We start from the raw sequence: 14,897 nt of genomic DNA on the forward strand, positions 1-14,897 counted from the left end.
GACCGCGTCCAAGTCGCGGTCGGCGTAGTCGTTGAGGGCCATCCCCGCCCAGTACATGCACACCGAGGACACCGGCAGTGCCCAGGTGCGTGGTTCGCGCAGCCGTCCGGCTGCCGCGGCCCCGGTGAGCGGGTCCCCGAGGACGGTCAGGGCCGCGGGCAGGCGCACGAGCCCGGCCAGGTCACGGAGTCCGGGTTTCGCTGGCGTTCGGCCGGTCATCGGCGCTCCCCTCCGTCCGGTGCGGCGCACCACTCGGTCAGTGCCCGCCACTGCTCGGCCAGGCCGTGCACGCCACTCCCGGCCGGATCCTTGAAGAAGAAGCCCAGCTCCGGCACGGGACCGACCCGGCCGGTCCGGTGTGCGTGGGCGGCCAGCCGCGCCAGGTCCAGGACCAGTGGCGCGGCCAGCGCGGAGTCATAGCCCGACCAGGTGAACTGGAGGGTCATCCGGGTGCCGAGGAACCCCTCGAAGGACACGTGGTCCCAGGCGGTCTTGGCGTCGCCCAGGTCGGGCACGTAGTCGATGTGCAGGGGCCCGTCCACCGGGTGCCCCAGCATGTGCTCCAGGCCTCGGGCCTTGGAAGAGGTCTTGCTGTCGTTGCTGTCCGGGTCGGCGAGGGTCGCGCCGTCGCCGCCGCCCAGGAGGTTGGTGGACGACCACGAACGCACGCGCAGTGCCCGCGACGCGAACATCGGCGCGAGAGCGCTCTTGACCAGGGTCTCCCCGGTCTTGCCGTCCGAACCGGCCCACGGCAGGCCCAGGCGCTCGGCAAGGGCCGCCAGGGCGGCCGGGCGCGGCCCCGCGTTGGGGGTGAACTCCACGAAGGAGCACCCCGCCCGCAGGGCCGCGTAGGCGTAGGCCGAGCTCGCCGGAACCCGGGCGGTCCCCGCGTCCAGGGCCGCCTCTAGGAGATCGGCCTCGGCGAGCTCGGCGGCCTGTGCCGGAGGCGGTTCGGTACTGGACAGGTCGATGACCACGACGCGTTCCACAGCCTCGCGCTCCGCGAACGCGCGCAGGTCGTGCTCCAGCCGGTCGACGTGGCACCGGCCCAGCCCTTCGGGGCGGGGCTCCAGGCCTTTGCGTATCCGACGGTCCACCGCGTCGAGTTCCTCCTCGAAGGCCTCGGGCAGATGGGGTGGGATCACACCGGACCTGGCCAGTGGCTCCGCGCTCTTCGCCAGATGGGTGCTGGAGACGTCGTGGCCCCCGAAGACCAGGTCACCGAGTTCGGGCAGGTCCGCTCCGGCGAACTCGGGGCGTTCGGTGACGCACCCCGTCCGCTCGGCGGCGCCCGCCCGTACCGCCAGGGCGCCCAGGACGGCCGTGGTGGCGACCGAACCGCGCGCTCCGACCAACCACACTCCGATGCGTGTCATGCAGCTCCTCTGTCAGCTGGTCGTCGTGTCAGGTGGCCTTCGGCCAGCTGGCGGTGGTGCCAACCGGCCGTCGGCGGCCTCATGTCAGTGGTCGTCGTGTCCGGGTGCCCCGCCGTCGCCGTCGCCGTCGCCGTCGTCCACGGCCTCGTCGCCGTCCTCCGCGTCGTCGGGTTCGAGGGCGCCGCTGCCGGGCTCGGCTGGCAGGTAGAGGTGGATGTGGCCGTGCCCGGCCTCGATGCTGACCACGTCGAGCTGGGTGGCCGACACCGACCAGGCGGTGACCGCTTGGTCGCGCAGGTCCGCGGCGAGCTCGAGCAGCTCCAGCTGCTCGGTACCGTCGGCCTGGATCGCTGAGTTATAGGCGGTCAGCGCGGACCCGAGCAGCTCGACGGAGCCGCTCAGGCCGGTGTGGGTGATGTTGAAGCCGGTCTCGCCGGAGTCGGCGTGGTCGAAGTGCGCACCGGCGTTCCTGACGGTGCTGTGCCAGTCGTCGACCTCGTCGGTGTCGGGGAAGTCCTCGGAGGGCGCGGACCCGTCCGCGGGCAGCACCTCGTTCAGGGACTCCAGGACGGGCAGCACCTCGTCGTGCGCCGCCCTGGTGTGTTCGGTCAGGTCCGCGACCTGGTCGACGTGGCGCGCCTCGGCGGAGGCCTCCAGTTCGGCCACGCGCTCCGGGTCCGGGGTGACCTGGTCGTCCCCTCCCATGAAGACGAACACCACCGCGGCGACAACGGCGCCGACCAGCAGAACGGATCCGCCGGTCAGCCACCAGGTGGTGTGGGTGGAATCCACGGAGTGGACCTTCTCGGTCGTGTCCGGGGACGCCTTCTCGCTCTTAGCGGAGGCTCGCTTCCTCTGCTCCTGCTCGGTGCTCACGGGCACCTCCTGTCAGGTTGACACTTGCCGGGTTGCGGGCGGCGTGTGCCGTGCGAACGACGCCGCGGGGGTGCGGCGGGGCCGGTGCTCCCGGCCCCGCCACGGTTCGCCGTGCTAGTAGGGACTAGATCCGGGTCAGGCGGTACTCAGGGTCCTGAGCCCGTCGGCCAGGTCCAACAACTCCTCTCGTGCGTTGTCGTCGGCAACGGTCTCGACGACCGCGACGAAGCGGTCGACGGACCGGTCGGCCTGGGCCGGTCGGCCGACGTCGGTGTGGTGCTCGCCGAGCTCAAGCTGCGGGGTGAGCCGCCGCTCCTCGGAGCCGGTCAGGCCGCCCTCCTCGGTGAGCGCGTCGACCCGCTCCTGGACCTCGCCGAAGGTGGTCGGCTCCGTGTCGTCCTCGAGGTCGGTGACCTGGACGTCGCGGAACCAGACGAGGTCGTCGTCACCGTGGTTCTGCAGCCCGATGTGCCCGGACGACAGGTCCCGGTCGGGTTCGGTGCTCTCAAACTCGTTGACCAGTTCGCCGTTGATCCAGACCCGGATCATCGGGTCCTCGACCTCGATCTCCATCGTGTTCCACTCTCCGACGTCCTCCGGGTGGGAGTCCGCGGCCTGGAAGCTGTAGATGGCGCCGGTCTGGGCGATCGGGTCGCCGTCGGGCGCCCCGTACGGGTCGATCTGGACCTCGTAGCCCTCGTCGACCGCGACCCAGGGGTCGTCGTCCGGGTCGGGGAACCCGACGAAGACACCGGAGTTGTCGGTCTCCTCGTGGGTGAGGTAGTCCAGCTCCAGCCGGAAGGAGTCGAGTTCCTCCTCGTGCCAGAGCAGGCCCATCCCGCCGTCGGTCTGCATGACGCAGCCGTCGTCCTCGTCGACGATGTCGAAGCCGCCCGGACCGGCCATGTTCCAGCCGTCCAGGGACTCCCCGTCCCACAGGGCGCGGTAGCCGTCGTCCACGTTGGGCGGCTCGCACTCGGTGGGATCGGAATCGTCGCCGACCGTGACCGAGTGAGTGGACGAGGAGCCGGTCTCACCGTCGCCGTCGGTGGCGACCGCGCTGACCGAGTACTCGCCCTCGTCCGCTTCTTCCCAAGAGGCCTCGTACGGGCTGTCGGTCACCGTGGCGACCGCCTCGCCGTCGACGAGGAACTCGACTTCCTCGATGCCGGCGTCACCGTGGTCGGTGACCTCCGCAGCGAGCGGGACGACTTCGCCCGCCCCGTAGGTCGCGCCGTCCTCCGGGCTGGTCAGCTCGGTCTCGGGCCCGTCGCCGTGTCCGCCGTCGTGGTCGGCGTCCACCTCGAAGTAGTTGAGGTTGAACAGGTCTTCGTCCGTGTCCTCGTTGGCGAACACGAAGAACAGCTCGAACGTCCCGCCCGGGTCGCTCACCTCCATGGTGACGTCGGTCCAGTCCTGCCAGCCGCCGGTGGGCTCGACGTCGACGCTGCCGAGCACCTCGCCGTCGGGCGCGTCAGCGCGGGCCTCGATGGCGCCGCCTTCCCCGTCCGAGGCCACACGGAAGTCGATTTCCTCGACCCCGTGCAGGCTGACCGGGTCGAAGGAGACCCAGTCACCGTCACCGATGCCGCCCAGGTTGCGCAGACCGCCCTCGGAGTCCTCCGTCTCCTCGGTCTGGACGCCTTGGCTGTCCACGAAGTACTGGGCCTGCATACGCGCCGGGTTCAGCGTGACCCCGTCGCTTCCGGTCAGCGCGGGCGCGTCGTCCCCGCCCTGGTCGGTGTATTCGGCCTGGAGGACCCAGAAGATGTTCATGTCGTGGCCGTGGGCGCTGTCGGTGCCGGTGGCGCTCACGTCCTCGCAGCTGTCGTACTGGGTCCAGGGGTGGGCGTGGGTGTCGTGTCCGAGCGAGGAGGTGACCTCCACCTCGTCGCAGTCGATCCCGTCGCCGATGGATCCGTCCTCGGCGTCCTCAACAGACACCTCGAACGGGATCTCGTCGCCCCAGTGGAAGAACGAACCGTCGTGCGGGGTGTCGAAGGCGACCTCGGGCTCGGTGTTGCCCGCCGTGATGGCCACGGTGGCCTGGCCTGTGCGCTCCTCCTCGTCCGTGACCGTGAGGTTGACCGTGTAACGGCCCTCCTCCTCGAAGGTGTGGGTCGGGTTGACCTCGGTCGAGGTCTCGCCGTCATCGAACGACCACTCGTACTCGATGGCCTGGCCGCCCGGGTGGTGCGAGTCCTCACCGGAGAACTCCACGGTCAGCGGTGCGGGGCCGGAGGTGGTGTCGGTGTCGATGCTGGCCACGGGGCTGTCCCCGGCGCCGGTGTAGTCGATGCGGGAGATCGCCGAGTCCTCGGACCCGCCGAACCAGCCCGAACCGTACTCGAGCACGTACAGCGCGCCGTCCGGGCCGAACTCCATGTCCATGGGGTTGGCCAGGTCGATGTCCGGCACGGTGTCGGTGATGTCGAGGACCCCGCCGTCGTCGTCCAGGTGGACCTGCTTGATCCACTGGCGGGTCCACTCGTAGAGCAGCGGAATGCCGTCGTAGTACTCGGGCCACTTGTTGTCCGACTCCAGGTCGGGGTCGAAGTGGTAGGCGGGACCGCCCATGGGGCCGCCGCCGCCCTCGCCCAGGTGCGGGAACTCCTCGGATTCCTCGTAGCCGTACCAGATCGGGGCGGGCGTGACCGGGGGCAACTCCTCGAGGCCGGTGTTGAGCGGTGAGGTGTTGACCGGCGCGTCGCAGTCGAACGGCTCGCCCGAGGTCTCGGTCTCGTAGTCGTAGTCGATGTAGGCGGAGTTGTCGCCGATGCAGTACGGCCAGCCGATGTTGGCCGCCTCGGTGATGTGGTGCCACGTCACCGTGTTCTCCGGACCGCGGTCCGGGTCTGCCTCGGGCGCGTCCGGTCCGTAGTCGCCCAGGTAGATGCTGTTGTCGGTCTGGTCGACCGCGAACCGGAACGGGTTGCGCAGACCCATCGCCAGGATCTCCGGACGGGTGTCCTCGTCGCCGTACTCGTCGGTCGGGAAGAGGTTGCCCTCGGGGATGTCGTAGCTGCCGTCCTCGTTGGGCGAGACGCGCAGCAGCTTGCCGCGCAAATCGTTCGTATTGGCCGAACTGCGCTGGGCGTCGAAGGCCGGGTTGCGGTTCTCGCGCTCGTCGATCGGCGTGAACCCGTCGGATCCGAAGGCGCTGGTGTCGTCGCCGGTGGACAGGAGGAGGTTCCCGTCACCGTCGAAGTCGATGTCGCCGCCCACGTGGCAGCAGATGCCGCGGGTTGCCTCGACCTCGAGGATCACTTCTTCACTGTCCAGGTCGAGCTCCGGGGAGTCCCCGTCGGTCAACTGGAAGCGGGAGAGGTTGTTGTGCGCTTCGTAGGGTTCGAAGTCCTCCCAGGTGCCCTCCTCGGGCGCCTCGCCTGACGGGACGCTGTCGATGACGGGCGCGTAGTAGAGGTACACCCACCCGTTGTCCTCGAAGTCCGGGTCCAGCGCCACTCCCTGGAGCCCGTCCTCGTCGTGGTCGTATACGGGGAGTTCGGCGACGGTCTCGCTGCTGTAGGACTCCGGGGACCACAGGGACACCTCGCCGTCCCGGGAGGTGTGCAGGACCCGGCCGTCCGGCAGGACCGCCATGCCCATGGGCTCTCCGACGCTCTCCTCGCCTTGGGCCAGGGTCACTTTCTCGAAGTTGTCCCACTCGGTGGCGCCGCAGTCGCCTTCGGCCTGTCCGGCGGCCCATTCCAGGCCGCCCAGCAGGTGGTCGGCGAAATCCTCCTCGGAGAAGGACTCGATGGTGTGGCCGCCACCGGTGTACCAGGACTTGCCGCCGTCGAACTCCTGACACCAGGCGATCGGGTGGTCGTAGCCCATCTGCCCGCCCGGGTCGACCTCGTCCTCGTAGGACTCCTCGTTGAGACCCGCCAGGACGTGTACGTCACCGCGGGGGCTGGCGTCGAAGTCGTACCACTCGTCGTGCCGCTCCCAGCTGGCCGGGAGCATGTCGGTGGAGGGGTGGACGCGGTCGTTGACCATCACCTCGGCGTCTTGGGTGCCGGGCGGGTGGCTGGCGAAGTAGGCCCCGACCAGGTCGCCGTACCACTCCCAGTCGTAGTGGGTGTCGGAGGCCGCGTGGACGCCGACGTAGCCGCCGCCGTCCTGGATGTAGTCCTCGAAGGCGGCCTGCTGGTCCTCGTCCAGCACGTCGCCGGTGGTGGAGAGCCAGATGACCGCGTCGAAGTCGGCCAGGTCCTGCTCGTTGAAGATGTCGGCGTCTTCGGTGTGCTCGGTCTCGAAGCCGTGCTCTTCGGCGAGGGCCTCGTACAGGGCCACGCCGTAGGGGATGGAGTCGTGTCGGAATCCGCTGGTCTTGGAGAAGATCAGGGCGTTGAACGAGTCCTGCTCGGTCTCGTCGGCTTGTGCCGGGACCGACGTCAGCCCGATGGCCAACGCGATGCTCGCCGTCATGGCGCCCAGCGCTCGTAGGGGTCTCTTGATCACGGGAAACCTCACCTGGGGGTGGGGGGTCGATGAGTCCGTGCGGCGTGCCGGCGCCGACGGCAGGGACGGTTACGCGTTCGCGGGGCGACCGGGGCCGGTCGGGTGCGGGCGCGAACCGTTGGGGAGTACCTGCTATCGCGTTCGGAAGCGGGGGTGGCCGCCTCATCGGTGGCTCAGTCCACAGTGGCTCCTTTCGTCGGGGGCAAGGAACGGAGGAAGGACAGGCCGTCGACCGCGATCGCGTCCTGGGTGGCGGCGGGGGACGCCATACGGACGCGGTCGATGATGGCATTGTCCGCTGTGAACGACGCGATGACCAGGGGGCCTGAGTAACCTGATTTGCCCAATGCGGTTACGGTCCGTAACCGTTCCAGGTGATCGGCCCCTGGCGCCCCTCGGTCGTTCGCGGAAACTCGGACATGGTGCACCCGGCCCGCCCGGGGTCGGTCTCCGCCCTCGACGGACGCCTCCGGCGCGGCTTGTCCGGTCGTCCTGGGGAGGGGGTCGGTGGTCATGATCCGTCTGCCTCTGGGGAGCTGGGGGAGGGGACGTCGACCCAGCGGCGCTCCTGCGCCGAGGCAAGGACGGATTCGGCGATGACGGCTGCCCGCAGTCCGTCGGCGAAGACGGGCAGGCCCTCGGGCTCCTTCCCGGAGATGGCGGCCCCGGTGTCCGCGATCAAGGCGTTGAAGCAGTCCTGGTACCCCTGCGGGTGGCCGACCGGGAGTGTGATGAGGCGAGCTGCGTCGGGGCTGAGCGCGGGGCCGTCGCGGGAGATGATTTCGGTGCGCCCCCGTCCGCCCGCCCACAGGGTCTCGGGGTGTTCCTGGTCGAAGCGCAGTGAACCCTCGGTGCCCGACACCTCCAGCACGAGCTGGTTCTTGCGGCCGGGGGAGACCTGGCTGATCACGGCGTTGCCGACCGCACCGCGCCCGGTGGCGAACTGGAAGGTCACCAGGTCCTCGGTGGTGACCGCCCGCCCGCCGTCGGCGCCGCGGTTCTCGGCGATGCGGGAGGTCTGGGCGCTGACCGAGGTGATCCGGTCGCCGGTGACGAACTCGAGCATGTCGCACCAGTGCGAGCCGATGTCGCCGAAGGCCCGGGAGGGGCCGCCGACGTCCGGGTCGACGCGCCAGTTGTCCTCCTCCGGGTAGAGGAGCCAGTCCTGGAGGTAACCGCCGTGCGCGAGGCTGACCCGGCCCACGGCTCCGGCGGCGACCTGGGCGCGGGCTTCGCGGGCCATGGGGTGGAAGCGGTAGACGAAGGGGACGACGGCGACCCTGCCGGCCTCGTCGGCGGCCAGGGTGAGGCTCCGAGCGGTCGCGGCGTCGGTGGCCAGCGGCTTCTCGCAGACGACGTGCTTTCCGGCGGCGAGGGCGGCGAGGCTCAGTGAGGCGTGCAGGTGGTTGGGGGTGCACACGTGCACCACGTCCACGTCGGGGCTGTGGATGAGTTCGAGAGCGTCGGCGTGCGCCCTGGCGATGCCGTTGGCGGCGCGGAACCGCTCGGCCTTGGCGGAGGAGGATCCGGCGACCCCGACGACCTCGCCCCCCGAGGCGCGCACGGCGTGGGAGTGGACCCGGCCCATGAAGCCGGTTCCGATTACCGCGGCTCGGTAGGTCTCGGGGGTGGCCGTTCCGGATGTTGAGGGCCCATCCGAATTTGTGACCTTCTTCACTGACATGTTCGAGACGTTACGTCTGACTTATGTCGAAGGTCAAGCATAAGTTGCCTGACATGGACAAATTAGATGGAGGTCGGTTGTTCAATAGATCCTGTGCTTCACTGGTCGCATGACGGAAGACGCGCTGACGGCCATGGAGGGACCGGGGGCGACACCCCTGCGGAACCCGGCCACCACGACAGCCGCGCCAGGTGCCGGAACCCTGCTCCGGTTGCTCCGCGACGGCAGACCACGAACCCGTTCCGAACTGGCCTCCGTTACCGGCCTGGCCCGATCCACGGTCACCCAGCGCGTCGACGCGCTCTTGGCCAGCGGCCTGATCGGTCCGGCCGGTGAGGCCGTATCGACCGGTGGCCGACCGCCGACGACCTTCTCCTTCCAGCCCAGCGCACGGGTCGTCCTCGCCGCCGACCTCGGTGCCACGCACGCGCGGCTGGCCCTCACCGACATGTCGGGGACCGTGCTCGCCGAGGACCGCGCGGACATCGACATCGCGCTGGGCCCCGAGACCGTCCTCGACTGGGTGGTACAGCACGGCCGGGCCCTACTGGAGGGGGCGGGACGCACCACCGACCAGCTTCTCGGTTTCGGTGTGGGCCTGCCCGGCCCGGTCCAGCACTCGACGGGGCGCGCGGTCAACCCGCCGATCATGCCGGGCTGGGACCACTTCGACGTCGCCGGCTACGTGAACGAGAGCATCGCCCGGCCCGTGCTGGTGGACAACGACGTCAACATCATGGCGATCGGTGAGCACCATGTCGCCTGGCCCACCGCGAGCCATCTGCTGTTCGTCAAGGTCGCCACCGGTATCGGCTGCGGGATCGTCAGCGAAGGCAACGTCTACCGAGGTGCTCAGGGCGCGGCCGGGGACATGGGGCACATCCACGTCCCCAGCGGCGCGGACAAGCCCTGCCGTTGCGGCAACACGGGCTGCCTCGAGGCCGTGGCCAGCGGACACGCGCTCGCGGAGGCGCTCACCGAGGAGGGCGTCCCGGCCTCGGGCGCCCGCGACGTGGTCGAGCTGTCCCGCAGCGGATCCGTCCCTGCCCTGCGCGCGCTACGCCAAGCCGGACGCGACGTCGGTGAGGTCCTGGCCGCCTCGGTCAACATGTTCAACCCCTCGGTGATCGTCATCGGGGGCGCACTCGCCCAGGCCGGGGACCACCTGCTCGCCGGGGTCAGGGAGATCATCTACCAGCGGTCCCTGCCCTTGGCCACCGAGCACCTGAGCATCGTCTCGTCCAAGGCGGGGGAGGGCGCGGGCGTGATCGGTGCCGCCGTCATGGTCATCGAGCACTGCCTGAGCGCGGAGCACGTCGAGACCCTCGTGATGGGCGGCTGACCGGCCGGTCAGCCGCGGCGGGCACGCGAAGGGGGCGGGTCCCTTCCGGGTCCCCGCCCCCTGTGGTGCTTTGGGCTGTTCGATCAGTCCTCGCGAGTGCCGTAACGGGCACGGTCCTCCTCTGCCTTCTGTGCCTTCGCGCGGGCGCGGGCGGCGTCGTACTCGGCATCCTCCTCCATCGCGCGGTAGCGCGCGGGGTCGTACTCCCGCTGGTTCACGTCGGGAAGAACACCCTCGTGCCGCAGTGCGCGGCCCGGACGCGCATCCGGTGTCTCCGGAACACTGCTGACGATCGAGCTCCGGCCGACCCCGCGCAGCAGCGAGGCGATCGCGATACCGCACACCAGGTTGATCAGACCGGTGGCGACCTGGCTGGCGGGCTCGGCGCCCTGGGTGAAGGGCGTGACGGCCGCGATGGCCGTGGCCAGCCCTACGATCCAGCCGAAGAACGAGAGCGCTCGGGGTGCGGACATCAACAGCATGTGCAGCAGGGCGGTCGCCAAAAGGGCGATCACACCTGCCAGAAGCGCGTATCCGACCGTTCCGGCGTCACCGAGGTGACCCGCTTCCTCCGGTGCCAGTACGGGGATTCCGAAAACCCCTCGGACGACCAGGGTGCCCGCGAAGATGACCAGCGCGGCGACGATCGCGGTGGCCAGGCCACCTGACCAGAGCCGGGTCACATTGACGGCTCGTTCACTTCCGGTTTCGTTCATACCGATATCCCCAAATAGGGCTCGAACTCGGTCGTAGCCCACATACCCGCAGCTCCGCAGCGGTAACCCACGCGTGGAACACTGTGGGTATGGCTCCTTTCGCGCACGCCCGCGTCGATCTCGACGCGATCACCTCCAACGCTCGGCTGCTCCGTGAGCTGGCCGGGGGAACACCACTCATGGGTGTGGTCAAGGCCGACGGATACGGCCATGGGATGCTGCCCGCCGCGCACGCGCTGATCGCGGGCGGCGCGACTTGGTTGGGCACGGCGTTCATCAAGGAGGGGCTGGAGCTGCGCCGGGCCGGGATCACCGTTCCGGTGCTGTCGTGGATCATCCCGCCCGGCGAACCGGTGGGCGAGGCGATCGAGGCCGGCATCGACCTCGGAGTGAGCGGCCGCGCCGTCTTGGACGAGGTGATCGCGGAGGCCCGCCGCCTGGGCCGGGTCGCCCGAGTACAGCTGAAGGCCGACACCGGTCTGCACCGGGGCGGTGTCGACCAGGCGGACTGGGAGCCGGTGGTCGGTGCCGCCGCGCGGGCGGAGGAGGAAGGCGTTCTGAAGGTGAGCGGGGTGTGGTCGCACTTCGCCTGTGCCGACGAACCCGGGCACCCGTCCATCCGGGCGCAACTCGAGGTGTTCCACGAGGCGCTGGAGGTCGCGGACAAGGCGGGGCTGGCCCCCGAGGTCCGCCACATCGCCAACTCGGCCGCGCTGCTGACCCTTCCGGAGGCGCGTTTCGATCTGGTCCGCGGTGGAATTGCTAGTTACGGACTCTGCCCGATTCCCGATTACGACGTGCCCGGATTGCGGCCCGCGATGACCCTCGAGTCCAAGGTCGCCCTCACTAAGCGGGTGCCCGAGGGCAGCGGTGTCTCCTACGGTCACCGCTACTTCACCGAGAACGCGACCACGCTGGCCCTCGTGCCGCTGGGCTACGCAGACGGCGTTCCCCGGGCCGCCACCAACAAGGGCCCCGTCCTCCTCGGCGGCCGTCCTCGCGCCATCGCGGGAACAGTCTGTATGGACCAGTTTGTTGTCGATGTGGGAGACGACCCGGTGGAGGCAGGCGAGTACGCGGTACTGTTCGGCGATCCGAACGAGTATCCGGCCGTCCCGACCGCCGAGGACTGGGCCGAGGCCCTGGACACCATCCCGTACGAGATCGTCACGCGGGTCGGTGTCCGGGTGCCCCGCGAGTACGTCAGCGGGGGCCAACGCTCTTCCCGATAACGGTCACGAACCGCCTCCAACCCGCCTAACCTGGGTGAAGAGGGACCTATAGGCGCGCTCGGTCGCCGCCCGACCACCACCGACACTGACGAGAACGATGACAGACACCACAGCCACCGCCACAGGCGCGCCCGCCGTCCGAGCGGTCACGGCCGCGACGGACGAGGACATGCGCGTTCTCGGCCGTGACCTCGCCGCCCTCTCCCGCCCCGGAGACCTGATCATCCTCTCCGGGCCGTTGGGCGCGGGTAAGACCACCTTCACCCAAGGCCTGGGACAGGGCCTGAGCGTTCGAGGGCCGGTCACCTCGCCCACCTTCGTCATCTCCCGGATCCACCCCTCACTGGTCGGCGGACCCGCCCTCGTGCACGTCGACGCCTATCGGCTCGGCGGACCCGACGAGATCGACGACATCGACCTGGACATGACCCTCCCCGATTCCGTCACCGTCGTCGAGTGGGGAGAGGACGTGGCCGAAGGACTGGCCGACGACCGGCTGGAGATCCGGATCGAGCGCCATCCCGACGACACACGCATCGTCCATCTGCGCCCGGTCGGCGCCCGGTGGGCCGACACAGACCTGCCCGGCAGCGCAGCCGGCAACGGATAGGCGGACACCCGTGCTGCTCTTGGCCTTCGACACCGCCACCCCCGCGGTGACCGCCGCCATCGGCGAGACCGACCCCGACGGTGCCTTCACGCTGCGCGCCAGTGCGAGTTCGGTGGACGCGCGCCGCCACGGCGAACTCCTCACACCCGCCATCCAGGGCCTCCTGGACGAGTCGGGGCTGGTCCTGAGCGACCTCGACCACGTCGCGGTCGGCACCGGACCGGGTCCCTACACGGGCTTGCGGGTCGGCCTGGCCACCGGCCACGCCCTGGCCGACGCCCTGGGCGTCCCCTGCCACGGGGTCGCGACCCTGGACGCGCTGGCCTTCGCGACCAAGCGGACGGATCCGTTCCTGGGCCTGACCGACGCCCGCCGCAAGGAGGTGTTCTGGGCGCGCTATGACGACCACCTCACCCGCGTGGGCGAGGTGCGCGTCGACCGGCCCGCTGAGATCGACACCGAGGGCCTGCCGCTGGTCGGGGAAGGCGCCCGGATGCACGCCGAGGCGCTCGGCCAGGAGGCTCAGGAGCCGCTGCTCCCGGACGCGGCCGCCATGGCCGAACTGGCTCTCCTCCGGTTGCACAGCGGGGAGAGCCTGCCCGAACCCAACCCCCTCTACCTGCGCCGTCCCGACGCGATCGCGCCCGGCGCTCCGAAGAAGGTCCGACAGTGGGTGAAGTAAACGCGCGGGTGCGGCTGCGCCCGATGACGACCGAAGACGTGCCGGCCGTCATGGTCCTGGAACGCGCCCTGTTCCCGGAGGACGCCTGGAGCGAGGGCATGCTCCGCGACGAGTTCGGCGAGACCGCCAGCCGCCACTACGTGGTGGCCGAGTCCGACGGTGCCGTCGTCGGCTACGCCGGGCTGCGGTTCGTCCCGCCCGAGGGCGATGTGCAGACCATGGCCGTCACCGAGAGCGTCTGGGGGCAGGGGGTCGGCCGTGCCCTGCTCACCGAACTCCTGAACCAGGCCGAGGCGCGCGGTGTCGCCCACATGTTCCTCGAGGTGCGCTCGGACAACCCGCGCGCCCAGGACCTGTACAAGCGCTTCGGTTTCGAGGCGATCGGTGTGCGCCGGGGCTACTACAAGGGGGCGGACGCGATCGTCATGCGGCGCGTCGCGGAGAAGGGGAGCCATGAGTGAGCCGTTGATCCTGGGGATCGAGACGTCCTGCGACGAAACCGGTGTGGCCCTGGTCCGCGGCTGTGAGCTGCTCGGCGACTCGGTGGCCTCCAGCGTCGACCAGCACGTGCGCTTCGGTGGTGTCGTGCCCGAGGTGGCCAGCCGCGCCCACCTAGAAGCGATGACGCCCACCGTGCACCGGGCCTTGGACAACGCGGGGGTGAAGCTGTCCGACGTCGACGCCGTCGCCGTCACCGCGGGTCCCGGTCTGGCCGGTGCGCTCCTCGTGGGGGTCTCCGCCGCCAAGGCCTACGCCATGGCGCTCGGAAAGCCGCTGTACGGGGTCAATCACCTGGTTGGACACGTCGCCGTCGACCAGCTGGAGCACGGGCCCCTCCCCAAGCCCTCGATCGCCCTCCTCGTGTCTGGCGGCCACACCTCCCTGCTGCTGGTGAACGACCTCGCCACCGACGTGGTGTCGCTCGGTGACACGGTCGACGACGCGGCAGGTGAGGCCTACGACAAGGTCGCCCGGCTGCTGGAGCTGCCCTATCCGGGAGGGCCGCCCATCGACAAGCACGCCCAGCGGGGCAATCCGAAGGCGATCCGTTTCCCGCGCGGAAAGTGGGGCGACGGGACCTACGACTTCTCCTTCTCCGGGCTCAAGACCGCGGTCGCCCGCCACGTGGAGGACTCCGACCGCAAGGGTTACCCGCTCGTGGTCGCCGACATCGCCGCCGCCTTCCAGGAGTCGGTGGTGGACGTGCTCACCCGCAAGGCGGTCGACGCCTGCGTCGAACACGGGGTGAGCACCCTGGTGATCAGCGGCGGGGTGGCGGCCAACTCCGCGCTGCGCGCCCTGGCCGAACAGCGCTGCCAGGAGGCCGGGATCGAACTCCGCGTCCCCCGTCCCCGCCTGTGCACGGACAACGGCGCGATGATCGCCGCCCTCGGCGCCGAGGTGCTCTCCGCCGGGATGCCGCCGTCGTCCCTGGAACTGGCCACAGACACCTCCCTCCCGGTGGGCTCCCCGCTGGCCGTGTAGTCGAACCGTTTCCCTTGGGCCCCGCCGATCCGTACCGGACCGGCGGGGCTTCTCGGTGCGTGGGGGACCGGTGGTGCGCACCCTGAAAGGTTGCCGATAGCGGCCGGGAGCGCTTCTCCGCACCATTGAGGTCCGCGCGGTCGCCGGTGACGGGGCGGCGTGCGCGGACGGAAGGGAGGGTGTCGTGTTCATCGTTCTGGGATTGCTCGGGGTAGGCGGGGTCATCGCCCTGTTGGTCTTCGGTGAGGAACTGCTGATGGGTGTGGGCTGTGTGCTGAGCATCCTCACGCTGGCCGCGGTGGTCGTGGGCATCTACGCCCTCACCCAAGGGGACCTGGAAACCGCGCTCATCTGCTTGCTGGCCTTCCTCGTGCTCGGATTCTTCAGCCGGTTCACCATGTTCTTCGACATTTGACCGGGACTAGAA

12 protein-coding genes and 2 pseudogenes are annotated in these 14,897 nt (G+C 69.9%); 7 read left to right on the plus strand and 7 right to left on the minus strand.

Annotation, left to right across the window (positions count from 1 at the left end; translation table 11 throughout):
- The 6 genes and pseudogenes from ACYVD1_RS22635 to ACYVD1_RS22660 all read right to left on the minus strand — a co-directional run.
- Positions 1 to 219: pseudogene (locus ACYVD1_RS22635) on the minus strand (hypothetical protein); the annotation flags it as partial.
- Positions 216 to 1,376, minus strand: coding sequence for an inositol-3-phosphate synthase (locus tag ACYVD1_RS22640; RefSeq protein ID WP_460776326.1), 1,161 nt, complete (start codon positions 1,374 to 1,376; stop codon positions 216 to 218). The pseudogene ACYVD1_RS22635 and the gene ACYVD1_RS22640, both read right to left, overlap by 4 nt.
- 84 nt (positions 1,377 to 1,460) lie before the next feature.
- Complete coding sequence (locus tag ACYVD1_RS22645) at positions 1,461 to 2,252, minus strand: hypothetical protein (RefSeq protein WP_460776328.1); 792 nt, start codon at positions 2,250 to 2,252, stop codon at positions 1,461 to 1,463.
- Positions 2,253 to 2,387: 135 nt separating this feature from the next.
- Positions 2,388 to 6,719, minus strand: a complete 4,332-nt coding sequence (locus ACYVD1_RS22650; protein WP_460776330.1) for a ThuA domain-containing protein — start codon at positions 6,717 to 6,719, stop codon at positions 2,388 to 2,390.
- A 173-nt stretch (positions 6,720 to 6,892) separates the two neighbouring features.
- Positions 6,893 to 7,159, minus strand: a pseudogene (locus tag ACYVD1_RS22655) (sugar phosphate isomerase/epimerase); the annotation flags it as partial.
- Between the two features lie 71 nt (positions 7,160 to 7,230).
- Positions 7,231 to 8,397, minus strand: a complete 1,167-nt coding sequence (locus ACYVD1_RS22660) for a Gfo/Idh/MocA family protein (RefSeq protein WP_460776333.1) — start codon at positions 8,395 to 8,397, stop codon at positions 7,231 to 7,233.
- A gap of 115 nt (positions 8,398 to 8,512) precedes the next feature.
- On the opposite strand from ACYVD1_RS22660, the gene ACYVD1_RS22665 reads away from it, so the two are divergent.
- The gene (locus ACYVD1_RS22665) at positions 8,513 to 9,745 is read left to right on the plus strand and encodes an ROK family transcriptional regulator (protein WP_460776336.1); all 1,233 of its coding nucleotides are present in this window, start codon (positions 8,513 to 8,515) and stop codon (positions 9,743 to 9,745) included.
- Between the two features lie 83 nt (positions 9,746 to 9,828).
- On the opposite strand, the gene ACYVD1_RS22670 is transcribed toward ACYVD1_RS22665, so the two are convergent.
- Positions 9,829 to 10,461, minus strand: coding sequence for a DUF6069 family protein (locus ACYVD1_RS22670; protein ID WP_460776339.1), 633 nt, complete (start codon positions 10,459 to 10,461; stop codon positions 9,829 to 9,831).
- Between the two features lie 89 nt (positions 10,462 to 10,550).
- Here ACYVD1_RS22670 and alr point away from each other — a divergent pair, with 89 nt between their 5' ends.
- From alr to ACYVD1_RS22700, 6 genes are all read left to right on the plus strand, one after another.
- Positions 10,551 to 11,693, plus strand: a complete 1,143-nt coding sequence (gene alr, locus ACYVD1_RS22675) for an alanine racemase (RefSeq protein ID WP_460776343.1) — start codon at positions 10,551 to 10,553, stop codon at positions 11,691 to 11,693.
- 97 nt (positions 11,694 to 11,790) lie between these two features.
- Entirely contained in the window at positions 11,791 to 12,303 is a 513-nt protein-coding gene (tsaE, locus tag ACYVD1_RS22680; RefSeq protein WP_460776347.1) for a tRNA (adenosine(37)-N6)-threonylcarbamoyltransferase complex ATPase subunit type 1 TsaE, read from the plus strand.
- A 10-nt stretch (positions 12,304 to 12,313) separates the two neighbouring features.
- On the plus strand, positions 12,314 to 12,985 hold the full coding sequence (tsaB, locus tag ACYVD1_RS22685; RefSeq protein WP_460776350.1) for a tRNA (adenosine(37)-N6)-threonylcarbamoyltransferase complex dimerization subunit type 1 TsaB: 672 nt from the start codon (positions 12,314 to 12,316) through the stop codon (positions 12,983 to 12,985).
- Positions 12,973 to 13,446: a ribosomal protein S18-alanine N-acetyltransferase gene (rimI, locus tag ACYVD1_RS22690; protein ID WP_460776354.1), complete on the plus strand. Its 474-nt coding sequence runs from the start codon at positions 12,973 to 12,975 to the stop codon at positions 13,444 to 13,446. The genes tsaB and rimI overlap by 13 nt, the downstream gene beginning before the upstream one ends.
- The gene (tsaD, locus tag ACYVD1_RS22695) at positions 13,439 to 14,470 is read left to right on the plus strand and encodes a tRNA (adenosine(37)-N6)-threonylcarbamoyltransferase complex transferase subunit TsaD (protein ID WP_460776357.1); all 1,032 of its coding nucleotides are present in this window, start codon (positions 13,439 to 13,441) and stop codon (positions 14,468 to 14,470) included. Before rimI ends, tsaD begins: the two co-directional genes overlap by 8 nt.
- 184 nt (positions 14,471 to 14,654) lie before the next feature.
- Complete coding sequence (locus tag ACYVD1_RS22700; protein ID WP_460776359.1) at positions 14,655 to 14,885, plus strand: hypothetical protein; 231 nt, start codon at positions 14,655 to 14,657, stop codon at positions 14,883 to 14,885.
- The last annotated feature ends 12 nt before the right edge of the window (positions 14,886 to 14,897 follow it).

Source organism: Nocardiopsis nanhaiensis (assembly GCF_054778635.1).